The 14,690-nt window shown below is 52.4% G+C and carries 12 protein-coding genes and 1 tRNA gene; 3 read left to right on the plus strand and 10 right to left on the minus strand.

Annotation, left to right across the window (positions count from 1 at the left end; translation table 11 throughout):
• Nucleotide 1 precedes the first annotated feature (1 nt).
• The 10 genes from ABH899_RS25735 to ABH899_RS25780 form a co-directional block, all read right to left on the minus strand.
• Nucleotides 2-1,231 carry a phenylacetate--CoA ligase family protein gene (locus ABH899_RS25735; RefSeq protein ID WP_370001577.1) on the minus strand — a complete coding sequence of 410 codons (1,230 nt, stop codon included), beginning with the start codon at nt 1,229-1,231 and terminating at the stop codon, nt 2-4.
• Between the two features lie 66 nt (nt 1,232-1,297).
• Complete coding sequence (locus ABH899_RS25740; protein ID WP_370001579.1) at nt 1,298-2,587, minus strand: 3-dehydroquinate synthase II family protein; 1,290 nt, start codon at nt 2,585-2,587, stop codon at nt 1,298-1,300.
• A gap of 18 nt (nt 2,588-2,605) precedes the next feature.
• Nucleotides 2,606-3,955 carry a phenylacetate--CoA ligase family protein gene (locus tag ABH899_RS25745; protein ID WP_370001580.1) on the minus strand — a complete coding sequence of 450 codons (1,350 nt, stop codon included), beginning with the start codon at nt 3,953-3,955 and terminating at the stop codon, nt 2,606-2,608.
• A gap of 27 nt (nt 3,956-3,982) precedes the next feature.
• The gene (locus ABH899_RS25750; protein ID WP_370001581.1) at nt 3,983-4,744 is read right to left on the minus strand and encodes an amidohydrolase family protein; all 762 of its coding nucleotides are present in this window, start codon (nt 4,742-4,744) and stop codon (nt 3,983-3,985) included.
• A complete protein-coding gene (locus ABH899_RS25755) occupies nt 4,741-5,625 on the minus strand; it encodes a class I fructose-bisphosphate aldolase (protein WP_370001583.1) in 885 nt (294 codons plus the stop codon). Before ABH899_RS25755 ends, ABH899_RS25750 begins: the two co-directional genes overlap by 4 nt.
• Before the next feature lie 726 nt (nt 5,626-6,351).
• A tRNA-Arg gene (locus ABH899_RS25760) sits at nt 6,352-6,425 on the minus strand.
• Between the two features lie 81 nt (nt 6,426-6,506).
• A complete protein-coding gene (gene tadA / locus ABH899_RS25765; RefSeq protein WP_370001585.1) occupies nt 6,507-7,040 on the minus strand; it encodes a tRNA adenosine(34) deaminase TadA in 534 nt (177 codons plus the stop codon).
• A 597-nt stretch (nt 7,041-7,637) separates the two neighbouring features.
• The gene (alr, locus tag ABH899_RS25770) at nt 7,638-8,840 is read right to left on the minus strand and encodes an alanine racemase (protein ID WP_370001587.1); all 1,203 of its coding nucleotides are present in this window, start codon (nt 8,838-8,840) and stop codon (nt 7,638-7,640) included.
• A 155-nt stretch (nt 8,841-8,995) separates the two neighbouring features.
• Complete coding sequence (gene ald, locus ABH899_RS25775; protein ID WP_009676981.1) at nt 8,996-10,129, minus strand: alanine dehydrogenase; 1,134 nt, start codon at nt 10,127-10,129, stop codon at nt 8,996-8,998.
• 137 nt (nt 10,130-10,266) lie between these two features.
• Nucleotides 10,267-11,493: a PucR family transcriptional regulator gene (locus tag ABH899_RS25780; protein ID WP_218231360.1), complete on the minus strand. Its 1,227-nt coding sequence runs from the start codon at nt 11,491-11,493 to the stop codon at nt 10,267-10,269.
• A 352-nt stretch (nt 11,494-11,845) separates the two neighbouring features.
• Between ABH899_RS25780 and ABH899_RS25785 the strand changes: the two genes are divergently transcribed.
• The 3 genes from ABH899_RS25785 to ABH899_RS25795 all read left to right on the plus strand — a co-directional run bounded on the left by ABH899_RS25785 (nt 11,846) and on the right by ABH899_RS25795 (nt 14,586).
• Nucleotides 11,846-13,273, plus strand: coding sequence for an amino acid permease (locus tag ABH899_RS25785; protein WP_218231359.1), 1,428 nt, complete (start codon nt 11,846-11,848; stop codon nt 13,271-13,273).
• A 185-nt stretch (nt 13,274-13,458) separates the two neighbouring features.
• Nucleotides 13,459-13,914: a hypothetical protein gene (locus ABH899_RS25790; protein WP_218231358.1), complete on the plus strand. Its 456-nt coding sequence runs from the start codon at nt 13,459-13,461 to the stop codon at nt 13,912-13,914.
• A gap of 135 nt (nt 13,915-14,049) precedes the next feature.
• A complete protein-coding gene (locus ABH899_RS25795) occupies nt 14,050-14,586 on the plus strand; it encodes a hypothetical protein (protein ID WP_370001591.1) in 537 nt (178 codons plus the stop codon).
• Nucleotides 14,587-14,690: the final 104 nt, after the last annotated feature.

A 14,690-nucleotide genomic window follows, 5' to 3' on the forward strand; every position in this document is an offset into this window, starting at 1 on the left:
TTTAAAGCATAACCTCTGCCGGCTTTACGATGTAAAGCGGCTTGGTACTGACCTGGCGCTCAACAAGCAGGCGGCGGTCGAAAAGGGCTCCGGGCTCGCCTGGTTCCACAACAACCGGAAGCTGAAGCTGTTCGGCGAGAATGGACGCAAAACGCGCGAGCACTCCGGCGTCTTTGCCCTGCCATTCGAACGTGAAGTGAAGCCCGTCCTGCGCGGGCGTTACTTTCCAGGCATCCGGCAGATCCGGCAGGGAATACACGGCGTCATGAATGTCCGCCGGTTCCAGTATCCGGCCGGCAACCTCCAGCCTGTCCAGCTGCCGTCCGTAATGGGTCAGCCTGCGTCCGCTTCTTCCGCACGGACAGTTGACTTCTTCGAGGGAGATCACGTCCCCGTTCAAATAACGGAGAAGGGGGGATCCCTCGTGGGTCAGCGTTGTGATCACGGCAAGACCTTTGCCCCCGCCGGGCTCAACCGCCGCTGACAGGTCTTCGTGCAGCACTTCCACGAAGAAATCGTCTTCGGCCACATGCAGGATGCCGTGCTCGCACATCGCGGCTATGTTGGCCGTCTCCGTAGAGCCGTACAAGTTGTAAACCGGCACGCCCCAAAGCTCTTCAATCTTCTTCCGGCGCGACTCGGCCAGAAGTTCTCCCGCGACGCCGATGGCCCGGAGGTGAGGGAAATCTTCCCGGCAGCCGAGACCGTGCAGTCGTGCGGTTTCTGCCAGTATTTCCATCTCGCGGGGAAGGCCCGTCATCACCGTTACATTCAACTTGCGCAGCAGTTCAATGATGCGCGGATATGGCGTCATCGTATTCCGGCTGCTGGCCGGAAGCACGCATGCGCCCGCCTGCCGCGCGGCCTGTTGAACCAGGTGAGCCGGCAGGGACAGCGCGTAAGGGAACCGGTTAAGCAGCCGGTCCCCGGGTCTAAGGCGCAGGCCGGAATCGCCGATCTGACGGCCTCCCGCCTCCAGATCCCGGACTGTGTACCAAGCCGAAGCGGGCAGGCCGGTCGTTCCGAACGTTTCGAAGTACTGGCAGACTTCCTCCGGCGGCACCGCCAGCAGATTCCAGGGACCCGCTTCACGGAGGTGGTCTTTGGTCGTAAGCGGCAGCTCGCCGATGCGGGAAATATCTCTTATTTCCCGTTCCTCTGCCGAAAGGTGTTTTCTATAGAAAGGTGATTGTTCCAATCGCTCCATAAGGGCGGTAAATTTCACGGACACAGGATGTTCCCCCTTAAATGGGTATGGGCTTGCAGATCGAGAAGGATCTGGTTTTAGAAACGACGCTTACTGTTCGATAATCAGCTCGTCAACTTTCACGCCGACATGTCTGCCGGGGTCCATCGTATAGCCCAGCACCTGGTCGCCGGGCTTTAATGTCGTAATGTTGATCGGCTGGCCCTCTGTGCCGAATACGCGCACGTGCCAGTCCTCTTGCATAATGACATTAAGAGTCGTTCCGTCTTCCGCCCGGGCTTCGATATAAAGCAGAGGGCGCCGTTCGATTTTCACGCGGCCGACCGAAACGCGTCTCGCTTTGCCGGATGTGCTGACGACGAGGACTTCCATTCCCGATCGCAGATCGGACAAGTACCAGGTCCGGTTATCCGGCGCCAGCACATAGGTGTGCAGGCTGCCCGCATTGATGCGGAAAGGTCTCGTCGGCATATACGGAAGCGGGTGTGTCTCGCTGCAGGCAAGAATGCCCCCGCAGGAAAAGGAACCGAGCAGCACGCCTTCGTCGAGGCCGAGATAGCTCGTCAGGTCGATACAGGCGCGATCGCCCATGCCGACATGCTCCGTCCGTGTAATGGTCAGCTTCTGAAGCGGCTGACCGCCTTTTTGGCCCGTTGAAGTAATTACTTCGCCGACCGCATATACTTGGCCGAGATCGCCCGACGCGATCAGGACGCCATCCGCCCCGCATTCGAGTACGCCGAAGACGACTTTCGCTTCGACATCGTCGCGTACTTTCATGACCACTTCGGTACCGAAATTCTGGGCGTCCGCCAGAACGATTTCAAGCGGAATTTTTGTATCGTCGCGGAATTCGACAATTAGCAGAGACACCTCGTGGGTCATGGCTACGGCGAGCTGCAAAGACTCAGGGTCCGTTACATTCACGCTCGTGCCGATTTTACAGGTAATGGCCTCACGGTTGCGTCTGAACCAGCTGCCGCCGATCACCGACGGTTCCAAAATAACGATGTCGTAGGCTTCATTTAAAGCCGCCAGCTTATCGGGAGAAGGGGTTCCTTCGACATAGGTGATTTTATCCAAATTCGGAGGAAGCTGCTTCACCTGCTGCTCGTTGGCTACGACACCGGTGAATTTCTGATGAGGCAGAGCTTGTACGATAGCGCCCCATTGCTCCGGTGTGGTTAAAGAACTGATATCGAACCACGCGTATTTGCTGCGCACGGGCGCGATAGGTTTATTTTTGGCCTGATTAAGGCTGGAAACCGGAGTGGCTGTACCGCTTGCTTTCGCTTCGGCCGGTTTTTCGGTTGGCTGGGTGGTGGAATCGTTAGGTGCCTTCGGATTAATATCAGGCGTTTCTTTCAGCGCTTTACTCATTTCGCAGATCTCCTCTTGTTATAGTCGAATAACCCGGCGGGCTTTTCCCGCGTCTCGCTCCACGTAATCCACGACTTGAACGTCGCAGGATTGCTGGATGCTCGCTTCGATACGTAGCTTTATCTCCGATAATAGCTCCGCCCGGTGTACGCTTGAATCGGAAGCTTCGACGAGTATGGAAAGCTCCCCGTTTTCAACGATAAATTGGTACCAGTTTCCTGTTCCGCCGATTTGCAGGAGCTGCTGTTCCAGATACAGGGGAGAAAAATTCCCGCTGTTAAGGGCGAGCTGATCGCCCATACGTCCTCTCAGCTGCAAACGGCGCAGACGGCAGCCGCAAGGGCAGGGACCTTCCTCAATGCAGCCGAGATCTCCGGTTTTGTACCGGATTATGGGCATGCCGTCGCGCATCAGGGTAGTGAGAACGACTTCGCCGACGATGCCGGGAGCTTGGGGCTCCCCCGTAACAGGATGAACGATTTCGGTATAGATATGGCCTTCTGCCAAATGGTAACCTTGGTGCTCCAGGCATTCGATCCCGATCAGACCTACCTCAAGCGACCCGTACCAGGTTGTCACCGGTGTATTCCAGATCCGTTCGATCCGTTCGCGAAGAGCGGGTGAAGCGCCTTCACCGGTCAAAAACAAATGCTGCAAGTTGAAATCCCGATGAAGGTCCATTCCTAGTTTCTGCGCATGTTCAGCCAGGGTCACGGCGTAGGAAGGAGCAATAATCAAGGTTTGCATATCCCAAGCCAGCATGCACTCAAGAGCCTTATCGGGGTGAGAATAAGCTCCCCCTTTGCCGACAGGCAGTACGCAGCAGTCCTGCATATATTGGAACACCCGATGGAATGAAAGCCCGGACGAGCTCATTTCGTAGGGCAGGGCGTTTCCGACTACGGTATTTCGCGTGTTCTGCATAAGGGATGGGTAGCGGGGGGCCGTATCCAGCCGATAAAGATCATTCAAAGTATGGCCGATGAAGATCGGCTTGCCTCCGGTTGTGCCGGTCGAAGTATGGATATGAGCCAGATCAGGCGAGCAAATGATGCAGCGCGGATCATTGCGCAAGTCTTCCTTTGTCAGGAAGGGCAGCTGGGCAAATAAAGCCGGATTGGATGCTTCTTCGGGAGTCAGATCAGTGATATCCATACGCTGTTTGTAAAACTCGTTGGTTTCATACACAAATTGAAGTAAACTGCGTAAGGCCCTCCGGTGATAAGCATCCACTTCCGCCTGGCTCAGGTTCTCTACCGACATTCCGCGTTCGGTCAGGCTGTTAAGCCACCGGACGTGCGGCTCGAACCTGTCCGCCGCTTTTTGTCCGGACATCAATTCCATTTGGCTTCTGGCTGTTACGGCCACGTGCTTTCCCTCCTTATACGGCGAATATTATAGTCCAAGCAAGCGTGAAATCGTATGATGTAAAATCGTTTCCTTATCCGCATCGGAGATAGAGAGACGGTCGATTTTGACCTTTTCTACGAATGGGTCCGACAAGGGAAACTCCGAACCGAACATAAGTTTATCCGGCCCCGCCAGTTTAACAGCGGTCTGAATCGCCAGCGGGTTGCCCGTAGACGTTTCCAGGTAAACATTTTCCCTTCGTGCCGCTAATTCTATGGCATCTATATCGAGCGGGCCGAATCCCATATGGCCGATAACGAAGTTAGTACCGGGAAAAGCTTCGGCGAGAGAACCCAGTGCGGCCGTGTTTGCGGTTGCTTGAATAACTAGGTGCGTATAGAAGGGAATTCCATAGTCCCCACACAAGGCGGCAAGCTCTTTAACGACGTCTCCCATAAGAGAAATCTGATGGACAAGAGGTGACAGCTTGAGGCCTTTGAAGCCATTTCGATAGGCCTTCTCCAGAGAAGCTAGAGCCGCCGGAGCCCCGTCGTTAGGATTAATGCAGCAGATTCCGTAAAATTTGTCCGGGTATTCACGGATAATATCCAGCACGGTATCGTTGGGCGGATCCGTCAGGATCGGCTTTTCCGCTCCGGTGATGTACCGGGTCATGCGCCTAACGTCCAGCATGCCGCCCGGCACCAGGACGGCTTTGTCTATACCCGCTGAATTCATATCGTCCAGCAGCCGTTCGGGGCTGCTGTAATCTTGTCTCGATATGTGGGCGTGGCCATCAATGATCATGCGTATTCCTCCCAGGGGTCAAATTGTACGGCGGCAATTCCGGGGTCGGTCTGCTTCGTGATAAGCGGCATGCGGGAGGAGGAGGCTAAGTAGGTCTCGTAAGCTTCCTCCGCGCTGCAGTCCTTATGAACAAGATCTCCGAGCGCACGGCACATATCATCGGGACGGGAATCCTCGAACAGATTCCGGCCTATGCACAGACCTTTGCCCCCGGCATCGAGCATCTCCCTGATCCCACGGAAAAAAGCCAGCTTGTCGCCGACCGAACTTCCTCCGGCCATCAGCACGGGGATGTTAAAAGCGGCTACGGCTTCAGCCGCTCTCTGGGGAGTAACCGGCGTCTGGACTTTGACAAGATCCGCGCCCAATTCTCCGGCAATACGGACCGCATGGGCTATTTTATTGGTCGCCGCCGCTCCCCCCGAAAGATCTTCTTCAGGAACGTTCATCATTGCCAGGACCGGAAGGCCCCAAGCATAAGCCTCATCACAGATAAGACCGAGGTCGCGCAGCATCTCATGTTCCTGGGGGACGCCCAGGTTAATATGTACGGAAAGGCCGATAGCCCCGATTTGCAGGCCGTGACGGACAGTCGATACGATTTGCTTATTGGACATATCCGGTGACATTTGAGTGGACGCCGAGAGATGGAGAATAAATTCGGTTCCCCACGGCGATTCACTGCTTTCAAGGGCACGACGGATGGCTCCCTTATGAGCAATGATAGCCTGCAGTCGGAACCGGTTGGCCATACGAAGCAAAGCCGGCATGGAGGAGATTCCGTTAAGAGGTCCGTAGGTGGTGCCGTGATCAACCGGAAGCATGAAAGCGCGGCCGGATTTCGGATGAAAAATCTTTGAAAGACGCAGCAATTTACTCATACATAGATCTCCTTTCCGATGAACATGCAAAATTAAGAAAGAACCCCATTTTCTGAACGGTACGAAAATGGAAGTGATACCGGACAGGCTGAAAAGCGCAAGCTAAAAGATTGTTGCTGAATGTTATGGATGGTCTTGAAGTGAGGAACTCAAAAAATCGTTCTTTTGTCACAGTACGAATAATCCGGAAGATAGGGGTGAAAAGAGGAAGTAGGCCAATAGATTCGAAATGGATGAAATGTAAATAGATACATAAAGATCCATAACCATCTCTTCAACTATGATTTTACTTTTTTAGACAAAAAAAGTAAATTAAAATTTCGTTAAATTGCTCAAAAATCTTTAAATTAAGTTTTAGTATTTAATTTTGGCCTGGCTGTTTTTAAATGGCGAAAGGAAATGATGTGGATGATGCATGAATTCGGAAACCCTGATTGGAGTAAGGGGACGAAGGGGGGAGAACGGTAATCAAGAATCAATTTCGCTATATAAGAAGCAGAGGGAAGCAAAACGGGAGGGGAATATATTTCTAATCTGAGTTAAAATTTGTAATAAATTGTAAAAATAATTTGTCGGTTGGAGGGAGAAAAGAAAAACCGGCTCTACAAAAGAGAAATGCTGCCCAAATTAACCCCACAAGAAAACGCGCAATCAATGCCGAGTTTAATCTATGCCGTAAAAAGGAAAAAACCCTTGTGTACCAAGGGTTTTTGAGCGAATATAGAACGCGCCCGAGAGGATTCGAACCTCCGACCTGCAGTTTAGGAAACTGTCGCTCTATCCTGCTGAGCTACGGGCGCAAATTAATTCCGTTATTCAGTATACCACAGAATGGTTTGAGGGAGGAAGAATCTCCAAGGCAAAACCTTAGAGGAGCGAGGTTACTCCTCCGTTGGAAGTGCCTTCTTCGCTTCCTTGGCCCGGCGGCGCAGTTCCCGGAAGAAATCAGTCAACTGGGAAGCGCACTCGGGCTGCAGTACCCCGCTGATCACATCAACGCAGTGGTTGAAGCGCTCTTCCTGCAGCAGGTTCATCAGCGTTCCGGCACAGCCCGCTTTGGGATCCGGCGTGCCGTAAATCACCTGGGGAACGCGTGACTGGACGATGGCGCCCGCGCACATCGGGCACGGCTCCAGCGTGACGTAGAGCCTGCAGTCCAGCAGCCGCCAGGCTCCCAGCTTCTCGCTGGCTTCGCGTATCGCGATAATCTCCGCATGAGCGGTAGGATCCAGCGAGGTTTCGCGAAGGTTGTGGCCGCGTCCGATGATCTCGCCGCCGCGGACAATCACGGCCCCGATGGGAACCTCCATCAGCGCTTTTGCTTTGTCCGCTTCGAGCATGGCTTCCCGCATCCATTTTTCGTGTTCGGCTTGTATAGGATCATGAGAATCATGGTCAAATTGTACGGTTTCCATAAAGTTGTTTCTGCTCCTTGTCCGGCCTGTTACAGCAGTTATGAGGGAAGAAAATGAAGTTATGCCCCGAACGTTCATTCCCTTTGTTAACATGTTGTGGATAAAAGTGTGGATAACTTCATTCATTGTACCTGTGAATCGTACATTAGTCTATCCAAAATGAGCGACGCAAGCAAACAACGCTACTTGTAAAAAAGGATAAATAAACACAACGTGTTTAAGGATAGTAGATAAAAGAAGAGAAAAGTGCGAAGCGTAAACCCGCGTGAATACTGAGGAAAATTCAGTTTAGTCGTAAAATTCGGAAAATTCAAACACGTTGAAAAAGAACGAAATCCTACCCATCGAGAAATCCGAGAATTATCAAACGTTACCCACAAGTGGATAACGTTTTCCGGTGAATATTTGTTAACAACTTGTGGATAACGATGTTAACAAGTGATAAATCTGTGGATAGTGTGTGACTAACTTATTGAATATACCATGGCTTGACCACGAAAAAAAGAACCCGATCCTTAAAGAGGGAACGGGTTCGTGCTGTTTTATAACTGGGCTCCGGAATACGGGGAGGAACCGGCACTTCTATTTTTAAACCTATCAGGACGGAGAATCCTGAGCAGGTATTTCACCGATCAGATTGTTGACCGAGGCTGCGGGCTTCCCTTTATGAAGGTACACTCTGGGAACACGTTTTCCGATCAGGCAAACGACTTCGTAATTGATGGTGTCCATCAGTTCCGCGATTTCATCCACATGAAGAAACGCGTCTCCGGATTTGCCGAAGATCGTCACCAGATCGCCTTCCTCGGTATTCTCCACGTCCGTGATATCCAGCATCGCCTGATCCATGCACACTCTGCCGGCGATTCTGACGCGTTTTCCGTGCAGGAGCATATCTCCACGGTTGGAGAGGGACCTGGAGAGGCCGTCCGCATATCCGGCCGGAATAGTGCCGATCCGGGTGGGCCGTTCGGCGATGAAGGTGCTGCCGTAGCTGACCGGGGTTCCGATCTCGACGTCCTTCACCTGGACGAGCCGGGTCTTGAACTGCATCGCCGGCTTCAGAGGGTGAGTGTCCCGCTCGGAGGCTACGGAGGGCAGCAGGCCGTACAAGCTGATCCCGACACGGACCATGTCCAGGTGCATGTCGGGATACTGCATCGTAGCGGCGCTGTTGCAGCAGTGGCGCAGCGGGATGTCGATGCCGTCGTCGGAGAGGTGATCGACGATGTCCATAAACCGCCGGAACTGCTCGCGGGTAAAGGTATCGTCTGCGCTGTCGGCGGTTGCGAAGTGTGTAAAGATTCCCTCAAGCGCTACGCCCGGCGTCTGAATGGCTTGGCGGGCGTAGCTGAGGGCTTCCGCCGCTGTTCTCACGCCGATCCGGGTCATGCCGGTATCTACTTTGAGATGGATGCGTGCCGGCGTCCGGGACGAAACCGCTGCGGCGGCTCCGACCGCCTCCAGTACGTCGGTCGTAAACACCGTGAGCGTCACGCCGGCGCGAACGGCTTTCTTGACGGAACGGGGCGGTGTATAGCCCAGTACAAGCACCGGCTCCGTGATGCCCGCCGCACGCAGTTCCAGCGCCTCGTCCAGCAGAGCGACGGCGAGGTACTCCGCGCCTGCGCGGAGAGCGGCACGTGCGGTTTCGTAGGCCCCGTGGCCGTATCCGTCGGCTTTGACGACAGCCATCAGCTTGCAGCCGCGCTGCAGATTTTTTTTGAACGTACGGGCATTGTGTTCGATCGCGTCTAGCGAAATTTCCGCCCAAGTATCGCGGTAGCTGGCAGGATGCATGCAGAATTCGCCTCCAAAAACATTTTGACGAGAACTAACCCGAAAAGAGGTAAATCCCCCCGAAGCAGCTTCGAGGGGATGAAAGCCGCGGAAACCGCGGTATATTTTCGTTAAAGTGACGGATGCGGTTGGCTGGCTCTAAGAAAAGGACCGTTTTAAGAAGAAACCGAGATTTTGTCCAAAGCCTTGCCGACCGGCACGTATTCGTAGCCGAGATCGCGGGCAACCGCTTCATACGTAATGGAACCGCCGGCAACGTTGACGCCAAGCTGAAGAGCGGCGTTGTCTTTCACGGCTTGCAGTACACCTTTGCCTGCGATTTGCAGGGCATAAGGGAGGGTGACGTTGGTCAGTGCCAGAGTAGACGTGCGCGGAACCGCACCCGGCATGTTGGCAACCGCATAGTGAACGACTCCATGCTTCACGTAAGTCGGGTTGTCGTGCGTCGTGATTTTGTCGACGGTTTCGATGATACCGCCTTGGTCGACGGCCACGTCAACGACTACGGAGCCCGGTTTCATGGAAGCGATCATCGCTTCGGAAACCAGCTTAGGCGCTTTGGCACCCGGAATGAGAACGGCCCCGATCACGAGGTCCGAAGCCGCAACCGCTTCCGCAATGTTCAGCGGGTTGGACATCAGCGTGTTCACCTGATTGCCGAACAGGTCGTCCAGCTGACGAAGGCGTTCAGGGCTAAGATCGATGATCGTTACGTCCGCGCCCAGACCGACCGCAAGCTTCGCCGCGTTCGTACCTACGACACCGCCGCCGATAACGGTTACTTTGCCGCGCTGTACGCCCGGTACGCCCGCAAGAAGGATCCCTTTGCCGCCGTGCGGCTTCTCCAGGAACTGAGCGCCGATTTGAGCGGACATGCGTCCGGCCACTTCGCTCATGGGAGTCAGCAGCGGAAGCGTACGGTTCACTTCGACCGTTTCGTAAGCGATAGCCGTCACGCCTTTAGCCGTGAGTGCTTTAGCCAGCTCAGGCTCTGCCGCAAGGTGAAGGTAAGTGAAGAGAATGAGACCTTCGCGGAAGTACTCGTACTCGGAAGCAAGAGGTTCTTTAACCTTCATAATCATGTCCGCTCCGGCCCATACATCCGCCGCCTGATCGATCAGGGAAGCTCCTGCTGTTAAGTATTCTTCGTTCGTAAAGCCGCTTCCGATACCGGCATTCTTCTCCACGAGAACTTCATGACCTGCTTTAACAAAAGCCACAACGCCCGAAGGAGTTACGGCGACACGATTTTCGTTGTTTTTGATTTCTTTAGGAACACCTATCCGCATAAGAACTGCCTCCTTAGATTAGGAAATCTAAGGCTAGTATAGTTTTGAAAACGCTTTTTTGCTTCGTGTACTTTCCAGAAAAAAGCGCCCGCTTTTTGTGTAAATCCACAAAGCTTGCCATAGAATGCCGAATGGCGCTACAGTTTTTCGCTTTTCAAATCGAGATATAGGCTGACTTTCTGGTCCATATCTTTCAGATCGATGTTGCCAATCTCGGAAATCCGTTTCAGCCGATAGTTTAGCGTGTTGGTATGAACGTGGAGAGCATCGGCGGCGTCTTTGACGTTGCTGTCCTGCAGAAGAAATATTTCCAGTGTATGCAGGAGATTGCCGTTATGCTCCCGGTCGTACTGCCGCAGTTTAAGCAAGGACGGGTTGGTGTGGGCGTGAATCCGGTTTTCCTCGGCCATAAGAGGAAGAAAGCGATAGAAACCGAGATCCCGGTAATGAACAAACCGTTTCGTTTCCTGGGGAAACTGCCGCTTCACCTGAAGAACGGAGAGAGCTTCCCGGTAGCTTTTTTCGACCAGGCCGTAGTCTTCATAGATATTGCCGATAGCGGTTTGTCCGGGGGAGACACCGAACCGGTCTTTCATCTGCTGGGCAAAGAGCCGCAGGAACTCCGAGGAATCCGCCGCAAACTGATTACGGGAAGAAGAGGTCCCGAGCAGAACAAGCTGGGTGCGGTCGACAATATGAAGGGCGATCCGGATCCGCTGGGTCGTACTGATAAGGTAGCGGATCTGCTGAGCCCTCTGCTCGCTGATATCCGAATCGAATTCGACGATCATGACCTGGAAGCAGTCCATGAGAGGAATGCCCAGCTTATCGGACTTTTGCCGGACGGCGTCGCCCGAGGATATATGGCCGGTGAGCAGCTGCCAGAAGAAGTCCTCGAATCCTTCCTGTTCCTTGCGTTTCTGCAGCTGCAGCTGCAGCAGCTTGGTTTTGGCCGCGCGGGAGGCGTGCTTAAGCTGTAGGAAATCGGCTTCTTCCAATAAGCGTGCATCCTCCAGCACCCAAATGTAGCCCAGCACCTCGCGGTTGTTGCGGATGGAAATGGCGATGCGGCGGCCGAGTTTGACGTCGTCCAGCGCTTTGATGGGCACAGGATCCTCGCTTTTCATCAACTGCTGAATAAACCCCTCGCGCCAGAGGCTGGCGATAACCTTCTCGGGCACGCGGCGGCCGACGATCGTGGCGATCCGTACGGGGTCGGTCTGAGCTTCGTGCGTGCTGTACGCGATCAGCCGATGGTTGGCGTCTTCTATGGTGATGGCGCAGCCGAGCACCTCGCTGATGGTATCCGCCAGTGCTTCCAAACTTTCAAAACTTCGATCGAACGGATTTAATTCGTTGCTCATGCGGGTCTTGACTCCATTTCCTTTGGCTTGCGAAGCGGTTTGTTTTATATAAGTAAGGTTCATTTAATGTCGGTACTTTTATTATAAAACGATTGTGCGAAAAGCCATAGACGGAATGCGCCGGTTTGTGCATTTACACAAATCGCGGAAGAAACATTCTCATAATCACACAAAAACAGATCCTACACAAATATGCTACACTTCTTTTTGTAAATGAAGCGCTTTCAATAAACATAAAACAAATGATAACGCTTACTTTTACAGAAATTAGCTACTTTTGTTGGACAGACTTCACGCCCTTAAGGAGGGTATAATCAGTACACGTTTAAGACGAATTTTTCAGGAGGTACCTATGTCCAAAAAAACTCAGCCCAATGAACTGCAAAGAGGATTGGAACAACGACATATCACCTTGATGTCACTTGGTGCCGCCATTGGTGTAGGCCTGTTTCTCGGCTCCGCCTCCGCGATCAAACTTGCCGGTCCCGGCATTCTGCTGGCTTACGCGCTCGGAGGTCTCATTATTTTCTTCATTATGAGAGCTCTCGGGGAAATGGCCATTGAAAATCCCGTAGCCGGTTCGTTCAGCCGGTATGCGAGAAATCATATTTCACCTCTTTTCGGATATTTGACCGGATGGAACTATTGGTTCCTATGGATAATCACCTGTATGGCCGAAATTACGGCAGTCGGCATTTATATGGAGTACTGGTTCCCGGGAACTCCGCGCTGGCTCTGGGCCCTTGGTGCGCTTATTCTCATGAGCGCCATTAACCTGATCGCCGTTAAAGCTTACGGGGAATTCGAGTTCTGGTTCGCTTTGATTAAAATTGTCACGATTATCGGCATGATTGTTATCGGAGCCGGGATGATCTTCTTCGGACTCGGTAACGGCGGCATCGCGGTCGGATTCAGCAACCTCTGGAGCCACGGAGGATTTCTCCCTAACGGGGTAACGGGTCTCCTGCTTTCTTTCCAGATGGTTATGTTCGCTTATCTGGGCGTTGAGATGATCGGGGTAACCGCGGGCGAAGCCCAGAACCCTGAGAAAACTCTGGCAAAAGCCATCGACACTGTCTTCTGGCGTATTCTTATTTTCTACATCGGCGCACTTGTTGTCATCATGTCCATCTATCCGTGGGATGAAATCGGCAAAGCTGGCAGCCCGTTCGTGATGACGTTCGAGAAAATCGGAATTCCGGGAGCCGCGGGCATTATCAACTTCGTTGTCCTGACGGCAGCCTTGTCTTCCTGCAACTCCGGTATTTTCAGTACGGGCCGTATGCTCTTCAACCTGGCTCAACAGGGCGAGGCGCCGGATTCCTTCCGTAAGGTTTCCAAAAGCGGCGTTCCGGGCAAGGCCATCGTCGTATCGGCCATCGCGCTTCTTATCGGCGTCATTCTGAACTATATCGTTCCGGAAAAAGTGTTTGCCTGGGTAACAAGTATCGCCACTTTCGGAGCCGTATGGACATGGGCGATGATTCTCATCTCCCAAATGAGATACCGTAAGAAACTAAGCCCGGATCAAGTTCGTAATCTTAAGTACAAGATGCCGCTGGCGCCTTATACTTCCTATATCTCTTTGGCATTCCTCGTGCTCGTCATTGTTCTTCTCGGCTTCTCCGCGGATACGCGCGTCGCGCTGATTGTCGGGCCGATCTGGCTGATCGCTCTCGTTGTCGTTTACTACAGCAGGGGATATCACCGGAAAAACGCGCTTCCCGAAAAGAACTCCGATAGCGCCGGAATCAGCATTAATCCTCAGTCTGAACTGTAAGTCCGGTTCTTGAATGAACAAAACGTTTATAAAGGTAAGGACGGATTCTGAAATGGAGTCCGGACTTGCCTTTTTTTATTTTCAGTAAAATTTATGAAAAACCCTTGTTTTTGGAAGCCCGATCTGGAACTTTTAAGGACTCCCGGTCGTTATAAAACTAAGAGCATTTTCAGGAGGGGGTCAGGTTGTCAGCCAACCGTGAAGCAATGGGACAAAAGCAATTCGCCAAAGGTCATTTCCTGTTCATCCTTGGAACTTGTCTGCTCAGCTTGCTGCTGGGTATTTTATATACCCCGATATGGGGAGGAGAAACGGCATTCTCCATTCAGTTTATTGCACACGAAATCGTGGCCGAACCCCGCGGGTTAAAGCTTTGGGCTTATCTTTCCATCGGTCTGGGGGCCATCTTGCTGGCCGGGTTGGTCGGACTGATCCGGCCCGGAAAAGCTTGCGGACTCAGCTGTATCGTCCTGGCCGGAATAGCGGGCGTTCTTGTGCTGATTCAGCTTCCGCCCGTTTTTCTGTGGGGGATGGTGCTTCCGGTAGATGCCGCTGCCTGGCTCCCGATCTTACTGCATGGGACGGCTCTGTTTGTCGGACTGTGTGCGGCGGGTCTGCTCAAAGGCTTGAAAAATAAATGACAAAATGGAATTCATACATAGATTAAAACTTTTAAAATTCCAAAGGTTCACCGACAATGGCTTTGAATAGACTTACCCGACGGCATTTAACTCCGCAACCATTGCTCAGAACTAGGCAATTAAGGAGGCAGCTCGTTGAACATTAAAAAAACACTGATAGTCGGTGTCTGCTCGGTAACCGCTCTTGTAATAGTCGGTTTGGGTTTGAACAGTTCCAGTCAGGCAGTTGGTTTTGATAAGAAAGAGAGACTGGAAACTTTAAAGAAGGAAGAACAACGGTTAAGAGCTACACTCGATTCCAGACAGCCGGGGGCTTCCGAAACGACCACAGAAAAATTACAACGTGAGCAAGATGAGATCTTGGTCAAAAAAATCGGAATCGAAGCGGGGACTTTGCAGGATGAGTTATACCCGCCTGACTCTAAGACAGTCCTTGAAGAAAATATAAGATCGCTAAAGAATATATTAGAAATTAACGGTTACTACGAGATTAAGAAGAATGATCCCGTAAATGGGAAGGCTTATGAAAAAGCTGCTCGGATTTTGAATGAAAAGAAAAAGACGCTTGCAGAAATTGAGCATCAATTAAAAGACGGGAGCAAGCCCATCGAGCAATTAACTAAGGAGTTCGAGGATTTAAGAGCTGTCCGGGAACTAACTATAAAAGAATAAAAAATTTATAGCTTTAACGAGTGTTTGGCTGCTAGCCGGTTTAACCGTATGGTGGTTCGGATGGGGCATAGCTGCCCTTTACCATCAGCCGATAACCGCGGACC

The sequence above is a fragment of the Paenibacillus sp. RC84 genome (assembly GCF_041260495.1).
In the GTDB taxonomy this organism is placed as follows: Bacteria; Bacillota; Bacilli; order Paenibacillales; family NBRC-103111; genus Paenibacillus_F.

What these genes read in the sequence shown, in the direction of transcription:
- ABH899_RS25755 (WP_370001583.1), bottom strand. Translation starts at nt 5,625, where the DNA reads ATGAGTAAATTGCTGCGTCTTTCAAAGATTTTTCATCCGAAATCCGGC.
- tadA (WP_370001585.1), bottom strand. Translation starts at nt 7,040, where the DNA reads ATGGAAACCGTACAATTTGACCATGATTCTCATGATCCTATACAAGCC.
- alr (WP_370001587.1), bottom strand. Translation starts at nt 8,840, where the DNA reads ATGCATCCTGCCAGCTACCGCGATACTTGGGCGGAAATTTCGCTAGAC.
- ABH899_RS25785 (WP_218231359.1), top strand. Translation starts at nt 11,846, where the DNA reads ATGTCCAAAAAAACTCAGCCCAATGAACTGCAAAGAGGATTGGAACAA.
- ald (WP_009676981.1), bottom strand. Translation starts at nt 10,129, where the DNA reads ATGCGGATAGGTGTTCCTAAAGAAATCAAAAACAACGAAAATCGTGTC.
- ABH899_RS25740 (WP_370001579.1), bottom strand. Translation starts at nt 2,587, where the DNA reads ATGAGTAAAGCGCTGAAAGAAACGCCTGATATTAATCCGAAGGCACCT.
- ABH899_RS25750 (WP_370001581.1), bottom strand. Translation starts at nt 4,744, where the DNA reads ATGATCATTGATGGCCACGCCCACATATCGAGACAAGATTACAGCAGC.
- ABH899_RS25780 (WP_218231360.1), bottom strand. Translation starts at nt 11,493, where the DNA reads ATGAGCAACGAATTAAATCCGTTCGATCGAAGTTTTGAAAGTTTGGAA.